General features: G+C 68.6%; 22 protein-coding genes. 10 read left to right on the forward strand and 12 right to left on the reverse strand.

Going from position 1 to position 19,143, the window contains the following annotated elements:
• Positions 1–33 precede the first annotated feature (33 nt).
• Both fusA and tuf read left to right on the forward strand, forming a co-directional pair.
• Entirely contained in the window at positions 34–2,136 is a 2,103-nt protein-coding gene (gene fusA, locus ABEU20_RS15005) for an elongation factor G (protein ID WP_420165202.1), read from the forward strand.
• Positions 2,137–2,225: 89 nt separating this feature from the next.
• Positions 2,226–3,416 carry an elongation factor Tu gene (tuf, locus tag ABEU20_RS15010; protein WP_420165203.1) on the forward strand — a complete coding sequence of 397 codons (1,191 nt, stop codon included), beginning with the start codon at positions 2,226–2,228 and terminating at the stop codon, positions 3,414–3,416.
• A gap of 8 nt (positions 3,417–3,424) precedes the next feature.
• On the opposite strand, the gene ABEU20_RS15015 is transcribed toward tuf, so the two are convergent.
• Positions 3,425–4,366, reverse strand: a complete 942-nt coding sequence (locus tag ABEU20_RS15015; RefSeq protein ID WP_420165204.1) for a LysR family transcriptional regulator — start codon at positions 4,364–4,366, stop codon at positions 3,425–3,427.
• A 102-nt stretch (positions 4,367–4,468) separates the two neighbouring features.
• Between ABEU20_RS15015 and ABEU20_RS15020 the strand changes: the two genes are divergently transcribed.
• Entirely contained in the window at positions 4,469–4,840 is a 372-nt protein-coding gene (locus ABEU20_RS15020; protein WP_420165205.1) for a YybH family protein, read from the forward strand.
• On the opposite strand, the gene ABEU20_RS15025 is transcribed toward ABEU20_RS15020, so the two are convergent.
• From ABEU20_RS15025 to ABEU20_RS15050, 6 genes are read right to left on the reverse strand one after another with little or no spacing between them, the layout of a single operon-like run.
• Positions 4,834–5,463 (reverse strand): pentapeptide repeat-containing protein, encoded by a 630-nt coding sequence (locus ABEU20_RS15025; protein ID WP_420165206.1) that lies wholly within the window; start codon positions 5,461–5,463, stop codon positions 4,834–4,836. The genes ABEU20_RS15020 and ABEU20_RS15025 overlap by 7 nt on opposite strands.
• 4 nt (positions 5,464–5,467) lie before the next feature.
• Complete coding sequence (locus ABEU20_RS15030; RefSeq protein ID WP_420165207.1) at positions 5,468–6,085, reverse strand: hypothetical protein; 618 nt, start codon at positions 6,083–6,085, stop codon at positions 5,468–5,470.
• Positions 6,082–7,035 (reverse strand): DUF6286 domain-containing protein, encoded by a 954-nt coding sequence (locus tag ABEU20_RS15035; RefSeq protein ID WP_420165208.1) that lies wholly within the window; start codon positions 7,033–7,035, stop codon positions 6,082–6,084. The genes ABEU20_RS15030 and ABEU20_RS15035 overlap by 4 nt, the downstream gene beginning before the upstream one ends.
• On the reverse strand, positions 7,028–7,207 hold the full coding sequence (locus ABEU20_RS15040; protein ID WP_005518282.1) for a hypothetical protein: 180 nt from the start codon (positions 7,205–7,207) through the stop codon (positions 7,028–7,030). Before ABEU20_RS15040 ends, ABEU20_RS15035 begins: the two co-directional genes overlap by 8 nt.
• Positions 7,204–7,524: an Asp23/Gls24 family envelope stress response protein gene (locus ABEU20_RS15045; RefSeq protein WP_420165209.1), complete on the reverse strand. Its 321-nt coding sequence runs from the start codon at positions 7,522–7,524 to the stop codon at positions 7,204–7,206. Before ABEU20_RS15045 ends, ABEU20_RS15040 begins: the two co-directional genes overlap by 4 nt.
• Positions 7,521–8,000, reverse strand: a complete 480-nt coding sequence (locus ABEU20_RS15050; protein ID WP_420165210.1) for an Asp23/Gls24 family envelope stress response protein — start codon at positions 7,998–8,000, stop codon at positions 7,521–7,523. Before ABEU20_RS15050 ends, ABEU20_RS15045 begins: the two co-directional genes overlap by 4 nt.
• 174 nt (positions 8,001–8,174) lie before the next feature.
• Between ABEU20_RS15050 and ABEU20_RS15055 the strand changes: the two genes are divergently transcribed.
• Positions 8,175–9,386, forward strand: a complete 1,212-nt coding sequence (locus ABEU20_RS15055; protein ID WP_420165556.1) for an NAD(P)/FAD-dependent oxidoreductase — start codon at positions 8,175–8,177, stop codon at positions 9,384–9,386.
• An 18-nt stretch (positions 9,387–9,404) separates the two neighbouring features.
• Positions 9,405–10,172, forward strand: coding sequence for a glutamate racemase (locus ABEU20_RS15060; protein ID WP_420165211.1), 768 nt, complete (start codon positions 9,405–9,407; stop codon positions 10,170–10,172).
• A 20-nt stretch (positions 10,173–10,192) separates the two neighbouring features.
• Here ABEU20_RS15060 and ABEU20_RS15065 read toward each other — a convergent pair whose 3' ends face one another.
• From ABEU20_RS15065 to mftR, 5 genes are all read right to left on the reverse strand, one after another.
• A complete protein-coding gene (locus ABEU20_RS15065) occupies positions 10,193–10,810 on the reverse strand; it encodes a TetR/AcrR family transcriptional regulator (protein ID WP_420165212.1) in 618 nt (205 codons plus the stop codon).
• Positions 10,811–10,846: 36 nt separating this feature from the next.
• Complete coding sequence (locus ABEU20_RS15070) at positions 10,847–11,209, reverse strand: SPW repeat protein (RefSeq protein WP_420165213.1); 363 nt, start codon at positions 11,207–11,209, stop codon at positions 10,847–10,849.
• 279 nt (positions 11,210–11,488) lie between these two features.
• Positions 11,489–12,544 carry a 2Fe-2S iron-sulfur cluster-binding protein gene (locus ABEU20_RS15075; protein WP_420165214.1) on the reverse strand — a complete coding sequence of 352 codons (1,056 nt, stop codon included), beginning with the start codon at positions 12,542–12,544 and terminating at the stop codon, positions 11,489–11,491.
• Between the two features lie 159 nt (positions 12,545–12,703).
• The gene (mftM, locus tag ABEU20_RS15080; RefSeq protein ID WP_420165215.1) at positions 12,704–13,507 is read right to left on the reverse strand and encodes a mycofactocin oligosaccharide methyltransferase MftM; all 804 of its coding nucleotides are present in this window, start codon (positions 13,505–13,507) and stop codon (positions 12,704–12,706) included.
• Positions 13,504–14,136, reverse strand: coding sequence for a mycofactocin system transcriptional regulator (gene mftR, locus ABEU20_RS15085; protein ID WP_420165216.1), 633 nt, complete (start codon positions 14,134–14,136; stop codon positions 13,504–13,506). The genes mftM and mftR overlap by 4 nt, the downstream gene beginning before the upstream one ends.
• A gap of 124 nt (positions 14,137–14,260) precedes the next feature.
• On the opposite strand from mftR, the gene mftA reads away from it, so the two are divergent.
• From mftA to ABEU20_RS15110, 5 genes are all read left to right on the forward strand, one after another.
• Positions 14,261–14,362, forward strand: coding sequence for a mycofactocin precursor MftA (gene mftA, locus ABEU20_RS15090; RefSeq protein ID WP_103143061.1), 102 nt, complete (start codon positions 14,261–14,263; stop codon positions 14,360–14,362).
• On the forward strand, positions 14,347–14,667 hold the full coding sequence (gene mftB, locus ABEU20_RS15095) for a mycofactocin biosynthesis chaperone MftB (RefSeq protein WP_420165217.1): 321 nt from the start codon (positions 14,347–14,349) through the stop codon (positions 14,665–14,667). Before mftA ends, mftB begins: the two co-directional genes overlap by 16 nt.
• Positions 14,668–14,728: 61 nt before the next feature.
• The gene (mftC, locus tag ABEU20_RS15100; protein ID WP_420165218.1) at positions 14,729–15,979 is read left to right on the forward strand and encodes a mycofactocin radical SAM maturase; all 1,251 of its coding nucleotides are present in this window, start codon (positions 14,729–14,731) and stop codon (positions 15,977–15,979) included.
• Between the two features lie 33 nt (positions 15,980–16,012).
• The gene (mftD, locus tag ABEU20_RS15105) at positions 16,013–17,191 is read left to right on the forward strand and encodes a pre-mycofactocin synthase MftD (RefSeq protein WP_420165219.1); all 1,179 of its coding nucleotides are present in this window, start codon (positions 16,013–16,015) and stop codon (positions 17,189–17,191) included.
• 12 nt (positions 17,192–17,203) lie between these two features.
• A complete protein-coding gene (locus ABEU20_RS15110; protein WP_420165220.1) occupies positions 17,204–19,135 on the forward strand; it encodes a mycofactocin system FadH/OYE family oxidoreductase 1 in 1,932 nt (643 codons plus the stop codon).
• The last annotated feature ends 8 nt before the right edge of the window (positions 19,136–19,143 follow it).

A 19,143-nucleotide genomic window follows, 5' to 3' on the forward strand; every position in this document is an offset into this window, starting at 1 on the left:
GGCCGACACGATCAACGAGCGGGGAAGAATCCTGTGGCACAGGAAGTGCTGACCGACCTGAACAAGGTCCGCAACATCGGCATCATGGCGCACATCGATGCCGGCAAGACCACCACGACCGAGCGCATCCTCTTCTACACCGGTGTGAACTACAAGATCGGTGAGACCCACGACGGTGCGTCGACGACCGACTGGATGGAGCAGGAGAAGGAGCGTGGTATCACCATCACCTCCGCTGCTGTCACCTGTTTCTGGAACAAGAACCAGATCAATATCATCGATACCCCCGGCCACGTCGACTTCACGGTCGAGGTCGAGCGTTCGCTGCGCGTGCTCGACGGCGCCGTTGCCGTGTTCGACGGCAAGGAGGGCGTCGAGCCCCAGTCCGAGCAGGTCTGGCGCCAGGCTGCCAAGTACGACGTTCCGCGCATCTGCTTCGTCAACAAGATGGACAAGATGGGCGCGGACTTCTACTTCACCGTGCAGACCATCATCGATCGCCTGGGCGCGAAGCCGCTCGTCCTGCAGCTGCCGATCGGCGCCGAGGACGACTTCGACGGCGTCGTCGACCTCGTCGAGATGAAGGCCATCACGTGGCGCGGCGTCGTGCCGACCGGCACCGAGCCGACCATCGAGGAGATCCCCGCGGATCTGGTCGACAAGGCTGCCGAGTACCGCGAGAAGCTGCTCGAGACCGTTGCCGAGTCCGACGAAGCTCTCATGGAGAAGTACTTCGGCGGCGAGGAGCTCACGGTCGAGGAGATCAAGGGCGCCATCCGCAAGATGACGGTCGCCTCCGAGCTGTACCCGGTTCTGTGTGGCTCCGCGTTCAAGAACAAGGGCGTTCAGCCCATGCTCGACGCGGTCATCGACTACCTCCCGAACCCGCTGGACATCGGTGAGGTCGAGGGCCACAAGCTGAACGACGAGGAGACCATCCTCACGCGTAAGCCCAGCAAGGAAGAGCCGTTCTCGGCTCTGGCCTTCAAGATCGCTGCGCACCCGTTCTTCGGCAAGCTCACCTTCGTGCGCGTCTACTCGGGTCGTATCGAGCCGGGTGCCCAGGTCCTCAACGCGACCAAGGGCAAGAAGGAGCGCATCGGCAAGCTCTTCCAGATGCACGCCAACAAGGAGAACCCGGTCGACGAGGCGGTCGCGGGCCACATCTACGCGATGATCGGCCTGAAGGACACCACGACCGGTGACACCCTGTGCGCGCAGGACAACCCGATCGTCCTCGAGTCGATGACGTTCCCGGACCCGGTCATCCAGGTCTCCATCGAGCCCAAGACCAAGTCCGACCAGGAGAAGCTGGGCACCGCGATCCAGAAGCTCGCCGAAGAGGATCCGACCTTCTCGGTCGAGCTCGACGAGGAGACCGGCCAGACCGTCATCGGCGGCATGGGCGAGCTCCACCTCGACATCCTCGTCGACCGCATGCGTCGCGAGTTCAAGGTCGAGGCCAACGTCGGCAAGCCGCAGGTCGCGTACCGCGAGACGATCACCCGTCCGGTCGAGAAGCACGAGTTCACCCACAAGAAGCAGACGGGTGGCTCGGGCCAGTTCGCAAAGGTCATCATCGCCCTCGAGCCCTTCGTCGGCGAGGACGGCGCGAGCTACGAGTTCGAGAACAAGGTCTCCGGTGGCCGCGTTCCGCGCGAGTACATCCCTTCGGTCGACGCCGGTGCGCAGGACGCGATGCAGTACGGTGTTCTCGCCGGCTACCCGCTCGTGAACCTCAAGCTGACCCTGCTCGACGGCGCTTACCACGACGTCGACTCCTCGGAAATGGCCTTCAAGGTCGCCGGTTCGCAGGCGCTGAAGGAAGCCGCCCGCAAGGCCGGCCCGGTCATTCTCGAGCCCCTCATGGCTGTCGAGGTCACTACGCCCGAGGATTACATGGGTGAAGTGATCGGCGACCTCAACTCCCGCCGTGGCCAGATCCAGGCCATGGAGGAACGCAGTGGTGCCCGTGTCGTGAAGGCGCTGGTTCCGCTCTCGGAGATGTTCGGTTACATCGGTGATCTGCGGTCGAAGACCCAGGGTCGCGCGAACTTCTCCATGGTGTTCGATTCCTACGCAGAGGTTCCCTCGAACGTCTCGAAGGAAATCATCGCCAAGGCGACCGGCGAGTAACCTCGGTTTCGTCGGCCGAAGCACGACCAAAGTAATAACCAACCGCACTGCTGCATACCGCAAGCACAATCAGTCCAGGAGGACATCCAGTGGCGAAGGCGAAGTTCGAGCGGACCAAGCCGCACGTGAACATCGGCACCATCGGTCACGTCGACCACGGCAAGACCACGACGACCGCGGCCATCACCAAGGTGCTCGCTGACAAGTACCCGGACCTCAACGAGAGCTTCGCGTTCGACCAGATCGACAAGGCTCCCGAGGAGAAGGCTCGCGGCATCACGATCAACATCTCGCATGTTGAGTACCAGACGGAGAAGCGTCACTACGCTCACGTCGATGCCCCGGGTCACGCCGACTACATCAAGAACATGATCACCGGCGCAGCCCAGATGGACGGCGCGATCCTGGTCGTGGCCGCCACCGACGGCCCGATGCCGCAGACGCGTGAGCACGTGCTGCTCGCTCGCCAGGTCGGCGTTCCCTACATCCTCGTCGCGCTGAACAAGGCCGACATGGTCGACGACGAGGAAATCCTCGAGCTCGTCGAGATGGAGGTCCGCGAACTGCTGGCCGGCCAGGAGTTCGACGAGGACGCACCGGTCATCCCGATCTCGGCGCTGAAGGCTCTCGAGGGCGACGCCAAGTGGGTCAAGTCCATCGAGGATCTGATGGACGCGGTCGACGAGTCGATCCCGGACCCGGTCCGTGAGACCGACAAGCCGTTCCTGATGCCCGTCGAGGACGTCTTCACGATCACCGGTCGTGGCACCGTCGTCACCGGTCGTATCGAGCGTGGCGTTGTCAACGTCAACGAAGAGGTCGAGATCGTCGGCATCCGCCCGACCTCGACCAAGACCACGGTCACCGGCATCGAGATGTTCCGCAAGCTGCTCGACCAGGGCCAGGCGGGCGACAACGTCGGTCTGCTGGTTCGTGGCATCAAGCGCGAGGATGTCGAGCGCGGCCAGGTCGTCGTCAAGCCGGGCACCACGACTCCCCACACGGAGTTCGAGGGCCAGGCGTACATCCTGTCGAAGGACGAGGGTGGCCGCCACACCCCGTTCTTCAACAACTACCGTCCGCAGTTCTACTTCCGTACGACTGACGTGACGGGCGTTGTGACCCTCCCCGAGGGCACCGAGATGGTCATGCCCGGTGACAACACCGAGATGTCCGTCGTGCTGATCCAGCCGGTCGCCATGGACGAGGGCCTGCGCTTCGCGATCCGCGAGGGTGGCCGCACCGTGGGCGCCGGTCGCGTCACGAAGATCATCAAGTGAGCTAGTTCTCACTGACGCCTGGGGCGCTCACTCCTTCGGGAGTGGGCGCCCTTCGGCGTCTCCGGGGATCGTGGGTGTACCCCGAAGGCACTGCGCGTGTGCGCCAGGAGCTCGCGCAGTGCGGGCGAGGGGTCTTCCTTCCACACGAGCGCCAGCACGGCCTCGACGTCGATGTCGATGATCACCCGCGATTCCAGATCCGGGTACGCCGCGGCCATGGACTCGCTCAGGATCGCGACACCCAGTCCGCGGGCCGCGAGGTCGGCTACCGCATCGGGGGCGCTGGCCTGCAGCGCGATGTCGGGCCGCCGGCCCAGTTCCGCGCAACCCCGTTCGAGGACCGTGCGGATACCGGTCCCCGGCGGCAGCGCAATCAGGGGATGCCCGCACACGTCGGCCAGCATCGCCGATGGCAGTCGGGTCAGCGGATGCCCGGCAGGAGCCGCGGCGACGAGACGCTCGCGCACCACCGTGAACGAGCCGAGATCGGCGGGCGCGTCGCCGGCGACGCCGACGAGCGCCAGGTCGACGGTGCCGCCGCGGACCCCGTCGACGAGTCGATCGGAGTTGTCCTCCTTCAGGGTCACATCGATCCCCGGGTGCGCTCGATGAAAAGAGGACAGGGCGTCGAACAGTGGCGTCACGGTGCAGGCCGTGACCATGCCGACCTCGATTCGCCCCCGCACCAGTTGGTTGACGTCGTCCACCGCGTCTCGAACGGCGCGGGCCGCGGCCAGCGTGGCGCGGGCGTGCGTCAGGGCGGCCTCGCCGGCCACCGTGAGTGTGGCGATGCGGGTCGAGCGGTCGAACAGGGGAGCGCCCAGTTCGCTCTCGAGCTGGCGGATCTGCGCACTGATGCCCGACTGGCTGACGTGTACACGCGCGGCGGCCCGGGTGAAGTTGGCTTCCTCGGCGACCGTCACGAAGTACTCCAGCTGACGAAGTTCCATAACTGGAGATTCTAGTTTCGAGCAGAACTATCTGTTGGATTTCTTGTTCGGTATGGCCGAAGCTCGTAGTGACGGATCGGACGCACACGAGAGGACACCACGATGACGAAGGCACATGTCGAGCAGGCGATGACCCCCGAGGACCTCACCCGGTTGTTCGTCGAGCGCTCCAACGCCGGGGACGCGGACGGCGTCGCGGCACTGTACGAGGAGAACGCCGTCATGGCCTATCCGCCGGGGTCGTTCACGGTGGGTCGCGCGGCGATCCGGGACCTGTGGGCGCAGGTGCTCGAGCATGCGCCGCGCTTCGAGCCGGAGCCGCCCCTGCCGACGCTCGTCAGTGGCGACCTCGCACTGACGTCCACGCCGCCACGGGACGGGGCCGGCGCTCGCGCGCAGGTCGTCCGACGTCAGCCCGACGGGAGTTGGTTGCGGGTCCTCGATCAGCCGGAGTTCGTCCGACCGGGTCAGTAGCCGGCCACGCGCAATCCCTGCGCCGCCGCGTAGCTCACGGCCTGGTTCATCTCGATGCGGGCACCGGTGAGCCGCGCCGACGTCCACAGCGCGGGGTCGACGCGGGCGCCTTCGAGATCGGCGTCGTCGAGTCGGAGGTCGCCCGTACGGGCGCCGGTCAGGTCCGCGCCGCGCAGCACGGCCTTGCGGAGATCGGCCTTGACGAGGTTCGCCTCCCGCAGGCGGCACCCCGACAGGTCGACACCACGCAGGTCGATCTCCCCGAGCGAGGCGAGCGTGAAATCGACTTCTTCGAGGGTCAGCGGACGGATCCGGGAGTCTCGGATGACCGATCCGAGGAAGCTCGAGTGGCGGAACGTGCTGTCCCACATCCGGGTGTACTCGAAGTGGCAGTTCCGGAACGCGGAGCCGCTGTGCTGCGAGCCGGTGAGATCGGCGCCGGTGAAATCGCAGTCGGTGAAGGTCACCGATTCGGTCACCAGACCCGACAGGTCGGTGTCGCGGAACAGACAGTTCACGTAGGAGCGGTGCTGCCAGCTCTCGCCCGCGAAATCCGCGTCGGAGAAGTCGTCCCCCTCGAAGGAGACATCGTCGGTCGGGAGTTCGGATTCCGTGTCGCGCATGGTGTCAGTCTCCACCAGGGTCGAGGTCGGGCTGCGTTCGCGTGGCCGGTGCGGGAGGTTGGTCCGTCCGATCGAGGTGCAGCAGCACTCGCACCGCTACGTCCGCGATTGCGGATCCGCCGAGGGCGGCCGTCGTGGTCGCGGCGACCCGATCCGCCGCGTCGGTCAGGGCCGCGATGTCGGTGCGCGGGTCGGCCTCGACGGTGACCTGGATCGTCGCCAGCCCACGGTCGGACAGCGCTCGCCCGCGGGCCCGTCGCACCCCGGTGTGGCGGGCCAGTTCCGCCGCGACGCCGGTCGCGATAGGAGCGAGATCGATCGAGACGGGGGTGTCGGTGACGGTCTCGAGCATCCCGGTGGGCGCGGCCCGGCGACGGCTCAGATCGACGACCAGGACAACGATCCCGAGCACGAGGCAGACGCCGACCGTCGCGCCGAGCGCCCAGTGCCACCACGGCTCGTCGGGGACGGCTACCACACGATCGCGGTCGATACGGGCGACGGCGTCGCGTGCGGTCGGGACGCCGCGATCCCACGCGAGGGCCGTCGCGCCGACGGCCGCGAGGACGAGGCCGATCAGGAGCACGAGGAGGCGGTTGAGTGCCGCGGGTCCGCGCTTCATGCCCGCCGCCGGTCCCGCGTGCGCACTTTCACCCGGAGCTTCAGCGGGCGGTCGAGGATGTCGAGACTCGAACGCACGGCGTCGGCGACGGCCTGCTCGAGCGCCGGCACCGCCGGCCCGGTGACGGCATCGTCCGGTCGCACGTGGACGGTCGACCGGCGCCGGTCGACCGTCGTGTGCGCGACGGCCACGCCGGGGACGGTGCCGGCCCGCGCACTGCACATGCGGGCGATGTCGACCGGCCGCATCCAGGTCGTCGGGGCGCCGGTGGTCGTGCGGAGCGCGACATGGGTGCGGGTCCGCGGAGCCAGTGCCAACAGGACGCACAGGATCCCGACAGCGAGTGCCACGATCGCGGCGGGGACGAGCCACTGCTGCCAGTGCAGGCGTCCGATCCACTCGAACGTGTTCCGCAGCCAGGGGGCGCCGCCGATCACGTCGCGGGCGATCAGCAGTTCCCGGGCCGCGACGGCAGCCAGCCCGAGGAGACCGATCGCGATCACGACGGCGGCGGGGACGGCGGCGGGGGCGGCGGTCGGTGGACGCGGCGGCGTCACGGTGTCGGCGGGCGCCGGTGTCGGGCAGGACCCGACGTCGGAGTCGTCGGCGGGTGTGGCCTCGGTGCCCGCGACGAGCACCTCGAGCCGGTGCAGTGGGCGGCCGGTCAGGTCCTCGATCTGCTTGCCGACCTCGCGGTGCACCCGACGGGTCAGTTCCGCGACGTCGCACGGCCAGCGGACCCCGAGGTACAGGTTCAGGGCCACGGACGTGGATCCGGGCGTGACGTCGGCGCGCGGGAGGTCGCGTCCGGTGAAGCGTGTGAGCCCGCCGCCCTGCGTGACGACGCCGGGTACCTGCAGCGCCGCGGTGGTCGCAATCTTCTCGTAGGCCCGGTCCTTGATGACGAGTCGCCCACGCGTCCCGGGATCGGTGTCGGGGCTCTCAGCCACGGCCACGGGACCGGAGCAGAGCGCCGAGATCGAGGTGCCCGTCGCGGTGTGCGCCGATCGCCATCCCGACGGCGCCGAGCAGCACCGCGAAGACGAATCCGCTGAAGCCGCCGAGGATTCCGGCGAGGGCGAGGAGTAGGCCTGCGATCAGCCCCATGCCCGTGCTGCTCATGTCCGTGGTCCTGTCTCGTCGTGGGGGAGTGCGTCCGTCAGGTCCTCGATGGTCACGTCCACGGGGACGCCGACGACCGCGCGGACGGCGTCGCGCACGCGATCGGCGGTCGCGATCAGGTCTGCCGGGTAGCGCAGCGTCACGTGGACCGCGCACGCGTCGTCGCGGATGCTGATCCCGGTGATCCGCCGCCCCGGGAGATAGGTCGCGACCGTGCCGAATTCGCCGCCGTGCAGGCCCGACACCCCGGGCACCGCGAGCGCGGCCGCGGCGGCGAGGTCCGCGGTCTCGGGTGCTCGGACACCGGCCTCGGTCACTGGACCCTCGGCTTGGCGTCCAACTCGGCGGCGGGATCGTTCTCGTCGAACAGCATCACGTCGAAGACGGTGATGTTCACCTCGGTGACCTCGAGTCCCGTCATGTTCTCGACGGCGGCGATGACGTTGCGGCGGATCCCGGCGGCGAGTTCGTGCAGCGCGACGCCGTACTCGGCGACGATGCCGATGTCGATCGCCGCCTGCTTCTCGCCGACCTCGACGGCGACCCCCTGGCCGTGGTTGACCCGCGCGCCGGGGATTCGGTCGCGGAGTGCGCCGACGACGCGCGCGGTGCCGCCGCCGACGTCGTAGACGCCGTCGATCTCGCGGGTCGCGATGCCGGCGATCTTCGCGACGACGGCGTCCGCGATGATCGTCCGTCCCTGCGAGCTGACGAGGTCGGACGAGGGTCCGGCCCCGAAGTGCACCGGAGCGTGGCCCGCTCCCGAACTGTACGAACCCGGATCAGTGGTCATCGTCGCTCCTCTTCCGGCGCCCTCCCGATGCGGTGCCGGTCGAAATCAACTGTAGTGACTGGGGTGGGGCGCCGCCGGAGATGAGGGCGCGCCTGGCGGCGGGGTGTCGCGCACCCCGCCGATTTGGTAGAACATGTTCCAGTTGTGTTCGAGTGGTCGGAGCAGTCCGAGGGGATGGCAGGGATGAGCAGCACCGAGAAGGTCGACGGTCCGGTCGTGATCGTCGGGGCCGGCCTGGCCGCCGTCCGCGCGGCGGAGGAGCTGCGCCAGTCCGGGTACGACGGCGAGCTGGTCCTCGTCGGCGACGAGCCGCACCTGCCGTACGACCGGCCGCCGCTGTCGAAGGACGTCGTCCGCGGCGAGAACGACGACACGACCCTGCGCCCACGGGAGTTCTTCGACGAGCAGCGGATCGAGCTGCGTCTGGGTTCCGCCGCGACCGGTCTCGATCGTGAGGCGCGGCGGTTGACCCTCGCCGACGGCAGCGAGGTCGCGTACGGCGAACTGATCGTCGCGACCGGGCTGGCCCCGCGCAGGATCTCCGGTCTCCCCGATCTCGCGGGTGTGCACGTGCTGCGTTCGATCGACGAAAGCCGTGCGCTGCGAGCCGATCTCGGCGAGGGCAAGCGCGCGCTGGTCGTCGGCGCCGGGTTCATCGGCTGCGAGCTGGCGGCGAGCATGCGGCGCCTCGGCATGGAGGTCGTCCTCGTCGAGCCGCAGCCCGCGCCCCTCGCGTCGGTGCTCGGTGCGCAGGTCGGTGCGCTCGTGGGACGGTTGCACGTCGAGGCCGGAGTCGATGTCCGCGCCGGTGTCGGTCTGGCAGCGCTCACCGGTGACGGGCACGTGAGCGGCGCGGTCCTGTCCGACGGCACCGAACTCGAGGTGGACGTCGTCGCCATCGGTATCGGCTCGACGCCCGTCACCGGCTGGCTCGAGGAGTCCGGGATCGAACTGGACAACGGTGTGGTGTGTGACGCGGTGGGCCGCACCGGTGACCCCCACGTGTGGGCGATCGGCGACGTCGCGGCGTGGAGCCTGGGTACGGGCGAGCGCCGGCGCGTCGAGCACTGGAGCAATGCCGGCGACCAGGCGAAGATTCTCGCCGGCGCCCTCACCGGCACGGGTGACCCGGACGCGCCCACGCAGGTCCCGTACTTCTGGAGCGACCAGTACGACCTCAAGATCCAGGCGCTCGGCACCGTATCGGCCACCGACGACGTCCACGTGATCAAGGACGACGGACGCAAGTTCGTCGTGTACTACTCCCGCGGCGGCACGCTCACCGCCGTCGTCGGTGCGGGATCGGCCGGCGCCGTCATGAAGATGCGGGCGAAGATCGCGGCCGGGGCGCCGATCGGGGAACTGCTCGAGTCCGCCCCTGCCTGACCGGGCTAGATTTGTCGGGTGATCGTTGCGCTCATCGACTCGGGTCTGGGACTGCTGCCGACGTCTGCCTGGCTGCGTCGGTTGCGGCCGGATCTCGATCTGATGCTCTCGCTCGATCCCGAGGGTGCGCCGTGGGGTCCGCGCGACGAGCAGTGGGTGATCGACCGGGTGGTCGGCACCGCGCGCCGGGCGGTGGACCGCGGCGCCGAGGTCGTGGTGCTGCCGTGCAACACCGCGAGCGTCACGGCGCTCGACCACGTCCGCGCAGATCTCGGGGACGCGATTCCCGTGATCGGCACCGTCCCCGCGATCAAGCCCGCCGCGGCGGTGTGCGATTCGGTGGCCATCTGGGCCACGGCCGCGACCACGGCGAGCGACTATCAGGCGAACCTCGTGAAGCAGTTCGCGAACGGCAGCTCGGTGGTGGGCGTCGCATGCCACGGCCTGGCGGACGCGATCGACCTCGGTGACGTCGAGGCCGCGCGTGCGGCGATCGCGGCGGCCGCCGCCCACACCCCGGGCGACGTCACCGGCGTCGTGCTGGGGTGCACGCACTACCCGCTCGTCGCCGACGAGATCGCGGCCCACCTGCCGGAGGGCGTGACGTTGTTCGACAGCGCCGAGGCCGTGGCCGCGCAGACGCTGCGCCGCATCGACGCGCTCGGCCGGGACACGACCGGGCAGGGGACCGTCGAGGTCCTACTCAGTGGGACTCGCGGCGAGCTGCCGATCAGTGCTGCGAGTTTCGACGCCGGACGGCTGCTGCTCGCCGCACCGTCTCGCTGACGGAGGAAACGGGGTACGGGTCAGCCGAGTCGGGCCATGCCCGCGGCCACGACCTGGGCCACGGGGTCGAGCTCGTCGCGGTGCCGCCGGGGGATGTCGTCGAGGTCGCGCATCCGGTCGTTGCTGGCGGCGGAGAACATGGCCGCGACCCACGCGTTGGCGCACGCGCGCAGCGTCCCCGGCCGGACCGGTGCCGCGGCGCTGGCCTCGAGGACCCGCACCGTCGCGTCGTGCAGATACGAGCGGAAGCGGCGCAGGTACTCGCGGACGTCGGGGTGTGACTCTGCCTCGCGCCAGATGATCACCCGCATCACCGAGGAGTGGTGATCGCGCAGGTTGAGCGCGTTGTCGAGGTTCACCAGGCTCGTCGCGGGGTCGCCGGGCGCGACGAGCGGCGCGAGGTCGTCGAGCGGTTCGGCGGGCAGCCGTTCCGCGAGCAGCGCCGTCAGAATGTCGGCCTTGGTGGGGAAGTAGTAGAAGATCAGGCCCTTCGGCACCCCCGCGGCCCCCGCGACGGCGGCGGTGGACGTGGCGTCGAAGCCGTGGGCGGCGAAGAGCGACTCGGCCGCGTCGAGGATCATCTCGCGCGCGTCGCCGTCGATCTTCGCGCTCCGTCGCCGACGTGAGCGCGGGGGCATGGGGTGCCTCCGGTCGGATCGGATCGTTCGGATTGATCAGTGGGCAGCCACCCCTCCGTGCCCGTGCATCCGGGCGCTCATCGCCGGCATACCGACGACGGACACCACGACTGCGAGCGCGCCGACGACCCACGCGGTCCAGGATGCCCCGGCCATGCCGTGGAAGTTCATCACCCACGGGGAGATGAACATCAGCACGCCGAGCACGCCCATCGCGTAGTCGGCCGCGACCATCTCGGGCCGGGCCATGTGGACCAGTCCGGCCAGCGCGACCAGCACGCCGAGCACGATCAGCGACCAGCGGGCACCGGTGTTGGTGTCGAGCCACAGGGGTGAGAGGGCCGCGTAGGCGCCGATGATGACGGCCGCGTAGTCCTGCCAACGAGTTGATGCCTTCATGACCAGCCTCCTCGGGGAAAGGATCGTGTCCTCACACCCTCAGTGTCACGCTGACTGACCGGCCGATCAATGTTGTCCGGATTGCACTCGCATCACGGATTCGTGCAGTTCGGGCCTCTTTCTCGTGGCCGAATGTCACACGCGTCCCGATGGACCGAACCGATGTCACGTTCGGTCGTCGCGCCGGCACCCGGATGCGGGCGACCCGGCGCGGATGCGAGAAGGGCCCGACCCCACCGAACGGTGGAATCGGGCCCTTCTGCGAACGGGTACCGAGTGTCAGAACTCGATCTTGAGATGATCGGTCACCGGCTTGGCCTGGCAGCCGAGGATGTAGCCGTTGGCGATGTCCTCCTCGTCGAGGACGCCGGCGTGCTCCATGGAGACCTCGCCCTCGAGGACGGTGCAGGCGCACGAGCCGCACTCGCCTTCCTGGCAGGAGTAGGGCACGTCCAGGCCCTTCGACAGCATGATGTCGACGAGCGTCTGCTTCCGCGGCCAGCTGAGCTTGTGGGTCTCGCCGTCCAGTTCGATCTCGACGGTGGCGGCGTCGGCGGCCTCCTCCGCGGTGACCTCCTCGAGCTCGACGTCCTGGAACGGGTCACCACTCAGGGAGTTGAAAACCTCGGCGTGGACCTGCGAGCGCGGCATCCCGGACTGGGCCAGGGCCTCGTGGATGGTGTCCATGAACGGGCCGGGGCCACACATGAACGCCTCGTACGAGGTGTACGGAGACAGCAGCGTCGCGAGCTGGGTGACGCTGGGCAGACCCTGAACCGTCTCGATCCAGTGGATGATCGTCAGGCGGTCGGGATACTTGGCGGCCAGCTCGCGCAGCTCGGCTGCGAAGATCACCGACTCGACGTCGCGGTTGCCGTACAGCAGGACGACCTTGCCGCCGCCCTGCGTGAGCGCCGACTTCAGGATCGACATGACGGGCGTGATGCCGCTGCCGCCGCCGAAGAGCAGGAAGTCGTGGTCGAGCGACTTGGGGGTGAAGACGCCGGCCGGGGGCAGGACCTCGAGCTGGTCGCCCACCTTCAGGTTGTCGCACAGCCAGTTCGAGCCGTAGCCCGCCGCGGTGCGCTTGACGGTGACCTTGGGGGCGTCGTCGGTGAACGGCGAGCTCGCCAGCGAGTAGCAGCGGGCGACGGAGCCGGTCTGATCGCTCGGAATGCGCAGCGTGAGGAACTGGCCGGGCTTGTACTGGAACTTGCTCTTCATGTCCGCGGGGACGTCGAAGACCAGCGACCGCGAGTCGGGGGTTTCCTCGATTACCCCGGACACGGTGAGCACCGCGGATCGAGAGCTGTGCGGCACGTCGATAGTGGTCATGCGAACTCTGGTCCTCTCGTGGATCAGTGTAGAACGTTTAGAACGTGTTCTAGTTTCAGCGTAGCAGCGTAGCGACGCTACCGGGGCGATGGTAATTCGCCGCTTCCGGCTCCCGCTGATCGGGAGCATTCTCGAGGGTGCGCGTGAATCCTCGAGTCGTCACGCCTCGAGGACGAGCCATCCGCCGTGGTGGTCGAAGACGTCGAAGGGTCGTCCGGTCGATTCCCCGAGCTCCCGCAGCGCGTCGGCGTCGAAGGTGCGGACGTGTCCGTGGCAGGCGGTGGCCTCGTCCTCGTACGGCACCGCGACGACGACGCGTTCGCGGGCGATGCGCAGGGCCTCGGCGACGACTGCGGCGCCGGTGTCGGGGTCGACGTGCTCGAGAAGGTGGACCGCGGTCACGGTGTCGGCGCTGTCGTCGGGCACCGGGACGTTCGCGGCGTCGCACACCAGGGTGGAGACGGGGATGTCGAGGCGGGGCGCGACGGCGTCGAGCAGTGTCATGGTGCCCGGCAGGATGTCGGTGGCGGTGACCGGGACGCCGGCGCGGGCCAGGCGCAGCGGCAGGAATCCGAAGCACGAACCCAGGTCGAGCACCGATCCGCGCACCAGTTCGGCGGCCTTGTCGTGGATGGGTGCGAAGTCCGCGGTGCCGTCGAGGAGTTCCTCGAGCGAGTTGCGGTAGTAGACGGTCCACGACTCGAGGGCGTCCGGCACGGTGGAGCGGACCAGCCCGACCATCGTGAGCTCGAACTCCGTCTGTCCGAAGTCGGCGTCGCCGATGGACGCGGTCACCTCGGCGACCAGTCGCTCGCTCAGCGCCTCGGGGCCCAGTGCGTGCCGGACGTGCAGGGACTGCCCGCTCCGGGTGAGAGTGATCGGCCCGCCCGGGACGCGTTCGACGGTGACGTGGTCGTGCGACCACAGGCCCGGGGCGCAGGGGGCGAGCGAGTCGAGCGTCATGGAGCGGTTCCGTTCAGTAGTGGCTCGTGCAGTTCGGAGAGTCCGGTGTAGAGCATCCGGCTGCCTTTCGTGAGCAGCTCGATCAGGTCGGCCGAGTCGTCGGCCAGCCATGTCTCGTACGCGCCCATCGCGACGCCGAGCATCAGATAGCCGACGGTGCGGGGCAGCTGATCGGTGGGCTGGAGGTGAAGTCGACGGGCTACGTACTCGGCGATCACCTTGCGCCACCCCTCGTACATCACGACGGAGTACGCCTGGAGTGCGGGAACCACGAAGATCAGTTCCATGCGCCGGCGATGGCCGTCCGTGACCTCGGGTGGGAAGGTGTTGAACTCGAGGACCGCCGCGACGAGGTTGTCCAGGATCGGCTCGTCGTCGGGCATCTCGGCGAGCAGTGTGCGCATCTCGGCCAGATGTGCGTCGAAGTCTCCCCACGGCACCGCGTTCTTCGACGGGAAGTAGCGGAAGAACGTGCGGCGCGCGATTCCCGCGGCCTCCGCGATGTCGTCGACGCTGGTGTCGTCGAACCCGCGCGTGGCGAACAGGTCGATGCCCACCGCCGCGATGCGGTCGCGTGTGGTGGTCGGCCTCCGGCCGATCCGCGACGACGGGTTTCTACGACTGCGCACTCCTGTGACCTCCTTCACTAGTCATTGTGCACCCGATGCCATTACAGTGGTGAACCGAGTCACAGTGAAGAAGTCACTATGACCGCAGATCCCGCTGCTGGGGTCCGATTTGGAGGAGGAATCGATGTCCGATCGCGACAGTGTCATCTCTGCCAACGAGAGCTCCCTCGTCGAGGAGTCCCTCGTGGAAGAGGTTTCCATCGACGGCATGTGCGGCGTGTACTGATCGTGTCCGAACAGGCCCTCGGCTCCGGCTCGTCGGCCGGCACGATCGATCTCGACGCGGCGTGGAAGCTTCATCCGCAGGTGGCGCTGCGCCCCGAACCTTTCGGGGCGCTGCTCTACCACTTCGGGACGCGCAAGCTGTCGTTCCTGAAGAACCGCACCATCGTCGAGATCGTCGAATCGCTGCCCGAGCACCCGGACGTCCGGGCAGCTCTGCGAGCACACGGCATCGAGGAGGATGCGGCGCGGCCGTATCTGCGTGCCCTCGACACCCTGGCCGACTCGCACATGATCGTGCCGTCCTGAACCCAGCCTCTTCTTCACGTTCTGTACCCAACCAGACTTTCCAGATTTGAGGACTCAGCCCATGACCTCAGTTCTCGAGCCGCCCGCGACCATGTCGTCTCCCGCCGCTCCGCTCGTCCCGAAGGTCGGACGTCTCGTAGACCAGTTCGAACTCGGTCTCGACGCCCCGATCTGCCTCACGTGGGAACTCACCTACGCGTGCAACCTGTCCTGCGTGCACTGCCTGTCGTCCTCGGGACGCCGGGATCCGCGCGAACTCAGCACCGAGCAGTGCAAGTCGATCATCGACGAGCTGCAGCGCATGCAGGTCTTCTACGTCAACATCGGCGGCGGTGAGCCCACCGTCCGCTCCGATTTCTGGGAACTGGTCGACTACGCGACCGAGCACCAGGTCGGCGTCAAGTTCTCCACCAACGGCGTCAAGATCGACAAGAAGGTCGCCGAGCGCCTCGCGGCCAGCGACTACGTCGACGTCCAGATTTCGCTCGACGGCGCGACCGCCGAGGTGAACGACGCTGTGCGCGGGCCGGGTTCGTTCGCGATGGCCGTGCGTGCGCTCGAGAATCTCGCCGAGGCGGGGTTCAAGGATGCCAAGATCTCCGTCGTCGTCACCCGCGAGAACGTGAGCCAGCTCGACGAGTTCAAGGCGCTCGCCGACAAGTTCGGTGCGACGCTGCGCATCACGCGCCTGCGTCCGTCGGGTCGCGGCGCCGACGTGTGGGACGAACTGCACCCCACGCAGGAGCAGCAGCGTGAGCTGTACGACTGGCTGGTCGCCAACGGCGAGGGTGTGCTGACGGGCGACTCGTTCTTCCACCTGTCCGCCTACGGCGATGCGCTGCCGGGCCTGAACCTGTGCGGCGCCGGCCGCGTGGTGTGCCTGATCGACCCGATCGGCGACGTGTATGCCTGCCCGTTCGCGATCCACGACCAGTTCCTGGCCGGAAACATCGTCTCGGACGGCGGTTTCCAGCAGGTGTGGCAGCACTCGGAGCTGTTCCAGGACCTGCGCTCGCCGCAGACCGGAGGCGCGTGCAGCAAGTGCGACCACTACGACTCGTGCCGCGGCGGGTGCATGGCTGCCAAGTTCTTCACCGGCCTGCCGATGGACGGCCCGGACCCCGAGTGCGTCCAGGGCTACGGCACGTCCGCACTCGAGGCGGACCGCACCGTTCCGAAGTCGAGCCAGGACCATTCGCGGACCGGGAAGCGTGCCGAGCGGCGTACACCGCAGGCGCCGGTTCCGCTGACCCTGCTGACCCGACCGCCGGCGAAGATCTGCGACGAAAATCCGCTTGCCGGAATGGAATAGAAGTAGTTCACAAGCAGTACGAGAGGTTTTGTGATGGCCAAGAACACGTGGTTCGAGACGGTTGCCGAGGCGCAGCGTCGCGCGAAGAAGCGCCTGCCCAAGTCGGTGTATGCGGCACTGGTCGCGGGCTCCGAGAAGGGGCTGACCGTCGACGACAACATCGCGGCCTTCTCCGAGCTCGGCTTCGCCCCGCACGTGGCCGGCCTGTCCGGAGAGCGCGATCTGTCGACCACCGTGATGGGCCAGCCCATTTCGATGCCCGTGATGATCTCGCCGACCGGCGTGCAGGCCGTGCACCCGGACGGCGAGGTCGCGGTCGCCCGCGCCGCGGCGGCCCGGGGCACCGCGATCGGGCTCAGCTCGTTCGCGAGCAAGTCGATCGAGGAGGTGGCGGCGGCCAACCCGCAGACGTTCTTCCAGATGTACTGGGTGGGCGATCGTGACACCCTCCTCCAGCGCATGGAGCGGGCCCGCGCAGCCGGGGCCACCGGTCTGATCATTACGCTCGACTGGTCGTTCTCCAACGGCCGTGACTGGGGCAGCCCGTCGATCCCCGAGAAGATGGACCTCAAGGCGATGTTCCAGTTCGCCCCGGAGGGCATCACCCGGCCGAAGTGGCTGTGGGAGTTCGCCAAGACCGGCAAGGTTCCGGATCTCACGACGCCGAACCTGGCGGCGCCGGGCCAGCAGCCACCCACCTTCTTCGGTGCGTACGGCCAGTGGATGGGCACGCCGCTGCCCACGTGGGAGGACGTCGCCTGGCTGCGTGAGCAGTGGGGCGGACCGTTCATGCTCAAGGGCGTCATGCGTGTCGACGACGCCAAGCGGGCGCTCGACGCCGGTTGCTCCGCGATCTCGGTGTCGAATCACGGTGGCAACAACCTCGACGGCACCCCGGCACCGATCCGGGCCCTGCCCGCGATCGCCGGGGCCGTGGGAGATCAGCTCGAGGTCGTGCTCGACGGCGGCATCCGCCGCGGCAGCGACGTCGTCAAGGCGCTCGCGCTCGGCGCCCGCGCCGTCATGATCGGCCGCGCGTACCTGTGGGGCCTGTCGGCCAACGGCCAGGCCGGTGTCGAGAACGTCCTCGACATCCTCCGCGGTGGCATCGACTCGGCCGTCCTGGGTCTGGGACACAAGTCGATTCACGATCTCAGTGCAAGCGACCTGGTGGTCCCGGAGGGCTTCCGCCGCGACCTGGGCGTCGGCTAGAAAACCGCGCACGTGCGCGGCAGTCTCACCGAGCAGTTCACCCTCGCCGGGCGCACCGCCCCGGCCAGGGTGCTCTTCGGTCCGCACGAGACCAACCTGGGTGACTGCCGCGCGCTGTCCGCTCGGCACATCGCGTACTACGAACGCCGTGCCCGCGGCGGCGCCGGGCTGATCGTCACCGAGACCGCGTCGGTGCATCCGAGTGACTGGCCGTACGAACGGGCCCCGCTCGCCGCGGACTGCGAGCCGGGTTGGCGTGCGGTGGTGGACGCGTGCCGTCCACACGGGTCCCTGGTGCTCGCGGGCCTCGGCCACACCGGGCTGCAGGGGTCGAGCGCGTGGTCGCAATCGGCGCTGTGGGCGCCGTCCCGGTTCCCGGACCCGGTCTCGCGCGAGCTGCCGATGGAGATGGAGCCCGGCGAGATCGCCGCGCTCGTCGAGGGTTTCGGTCGGGCTGCCCGGCTCGCGGTGGCCGCGGGCGTAGACGGTGTCGAGCTCGACGCCGGCCCGTCCTCTCTTCTGCGCCAGTTCCATTCCGGCCTGACGAACCGTCGCACGGACACGTACGGGGCCGATCGGCTTCGACTCACCCGCGAGGTGATCGCCGCGGTGCGCGCCGAACTGGGAGAGCGCATCCTGTCGTTGCGACTGAGTTGCGACGAGCAGGCACCGTGGGCGGGTGTCACACCGGAGGACGCGGCGGATCAGGTCGGTGCGCTGGCGGATGCGCTGGATCTGCTCGTCGTGGTGCGGGGCGGGCCGTACTCCACCGCCGCCTATCGGCCGGACGGCCACACCGCGCCCGGGTTCAACCTCGACCTGTGTCGCTCGATGCGCGACGCCGCCGGCAGACGAGTCCCGGTCGTGCTGCAGGGCAGCGTCGTCGACGCGGCGCAGGCTCAGCTGGCACTCGACGACGGCGTCGCGGATCTCGTGGAGATGACCCGCGCCCAGATCGCCGAGCCGGACCTCGTGTCGCGGGTGCGCGGCGGTGCGGCCCCACGACCGTGTGTGCTGTGCAACCAGACCTGCCTGGTTCGTGATCCTCGAAACCCGGTGGTGACGTGCATCGGCAACCCGACGGCAGGATTCGAGACGATCGATCCGGAGCCCGCCGCGGTGTCCGGCCGGTCCTCCGCGCTGGTGGTGGGCGGAGGGCCTGCCGGACTCGAGGCCTCCCGGGTGCTCGCGCTGCGGGGGTTCCGGGTGACGTTGGCGGAGCGCACCACTCGGCTCGGCGGCATGCTCCGTACCGCCGCCGACGGATCGGGACGCGAGCGTTTGTCGGGGCTGGCCGACTGGCTCGAGGCGGAGTGCCGCCGACTGGGCGTCGAGATTCGCACCGGTACCGACATCGGACCGGACGATGTGGCGTCCGCGCGCCGAGCCGGCACCGCTGTGGTCGTCGCGATCGGGAGCATGTCGCGTCCGCCGCCGTGTCCGGTGGAGTCCGGTGTGCAGGTGCTCACCGCGGCCGACGTGCTGTCCGGAGCGCGGTCGGATGCGGGGCCGGTCGTCGTGTTCGACCCGGTCGGCGGGCCGGTCGCCGTGTCGGTCGCGCTGCTGCTGGCCGATCGGGGCGACGATGTCGCGCTCGCGACACCGGACCAGTTGATCGGTTCGCGGCTCGGGCCGACGGGGGATCTGGTGGGAGCGAGCCGGCGTCTGCGGGAGGCCGGTGTCGCGTCGCATCTCGCAGTTCTCCCGGTGGCCGGGACATCGGGAGAAGTGTTGCTGCAGAACCGCTTCACGGGTGTCCGCTTCGGCGTACCGTGCTCGGTACTGGTGGACTGTTCGCTTCCGCTTCCGAACGAACAGTTGGCCGTAGGAGAGGGCACGGTGAGGGCCGGTGACTGTGTCGCACCCCGAACCGTCCTCGAAGCCGTCCGCGAGGGAAGATTCGCGGCCATGTCCATGTCGCAGTACGAGGTAGTCACGGGTTAGGAGATCAC

The organism is Rhodococcus parequi (genome assembly GCF_046042785.1).
Lineage (GTDB): Bacteria > Actinomycetota > Actinomycetes > Mycobacteriales > Mycobacteriaceae > Prescottella > Prescottella parequi.

Bases quoted from the DNA above. Each gene is read 5' to 3' on its own strand.
- ABEU20_RS15015 (WP_420165204.1), bottom strand. From the start codon at position 4,366: ATGGAACTTCGTCAGCTGGAGTACTTCGTGACGGTCGCCGAGGAAGCC.
- ABEU20_RS15020 (WP_420165205.1), top strand. From the start codon at position 4,469: ATGACGAAGGCACATGTCGAGCAGGCGATGACCCCCGAGGACCTCACC.
- ABEU20_RS15025 (WP_420165206.1), bottom strand. From the start codon at position 5,463: ATGCGCGACACGGAATCCGAACTCCCGACCGACGATGTCTCCTTCGAG.
- ABEU20_RS15030 (WP_420165207.1), bottom strand. From the start codon at position 6,085: ATGAAGCGCGGACCCGCGGCACTCAACCGCCTCCTCGTGCTCCTGATC.
- ABEU20_RS15040 (WP_005518282.1), bottom strand. From the start codon at position 7,207: ATGAGCAGCACGGGCATGGGGCTGATCGCAGGCCTACTCCTCGCCCTC.
- ABEU20_RS15050 (WP_420165210.1), bottom strand. From the start codon at position 8,000: ATGACCACTGATCCGGGTTCGTACAGTTCGGGAGCGGGCCACGCTCCG.
- ABEU20_RS15055 (WP_420165556.1), top strand. From the start codon at position 8,175: ATGGCAGGGATGAGCAGCACCGAGAAGGTCGACGGTCCGGTCGTGATC.
- ABEU20_RS15065 (WP_420165212.1), bottom strand. From the start codon at position 10,810: ATGCCCCCGCGCTCACGTCGGCGACGGAGCGCGAAGATCGACGGCGAC.
- ABEU20_RS15070 (WP_420165213.1), bottom strand. From the start codon at position 11,209: ATGAAGGCATCAACTCGTTGGCAGGACTACGCGGCCGTCATCATCGGC.
- ABEU20_RS15075 (WP_420165214.1), bottom strand. From the start codon at position 12,544: ATGACCACTATCGACGTGCCGCACAGCTCTCGATCCGCGGTGCTCACC.
- mftM (WP_420165215.1), bottom strand. From the start codon at position 13,507: ATGACGCTCGACTCGCTCGCCCCCTGCGCCCCGGGCCTGTGGTCGCAC.
- mftA (WP_103143061.1), top strand. From the start codon at position 14,261: ATGTCCGATCGCGACAGTGTCATCTCTGCCAACGAGAGCTCCCTCGTC.
- mftC (WP_420165218.1), top strand. From the start codon at position 14,729: ATGACCTCAGTTCTCGAGCCGCCCGCGACCATGTCGTCTCCCGCCGCT.
- mftD (WP_420165219.1), top strand. From the start codon at position 16,013: ATGGCCAAGAACACGTGGTTCGAGACGGTTGCCGAGGCGCAGCGTCGC.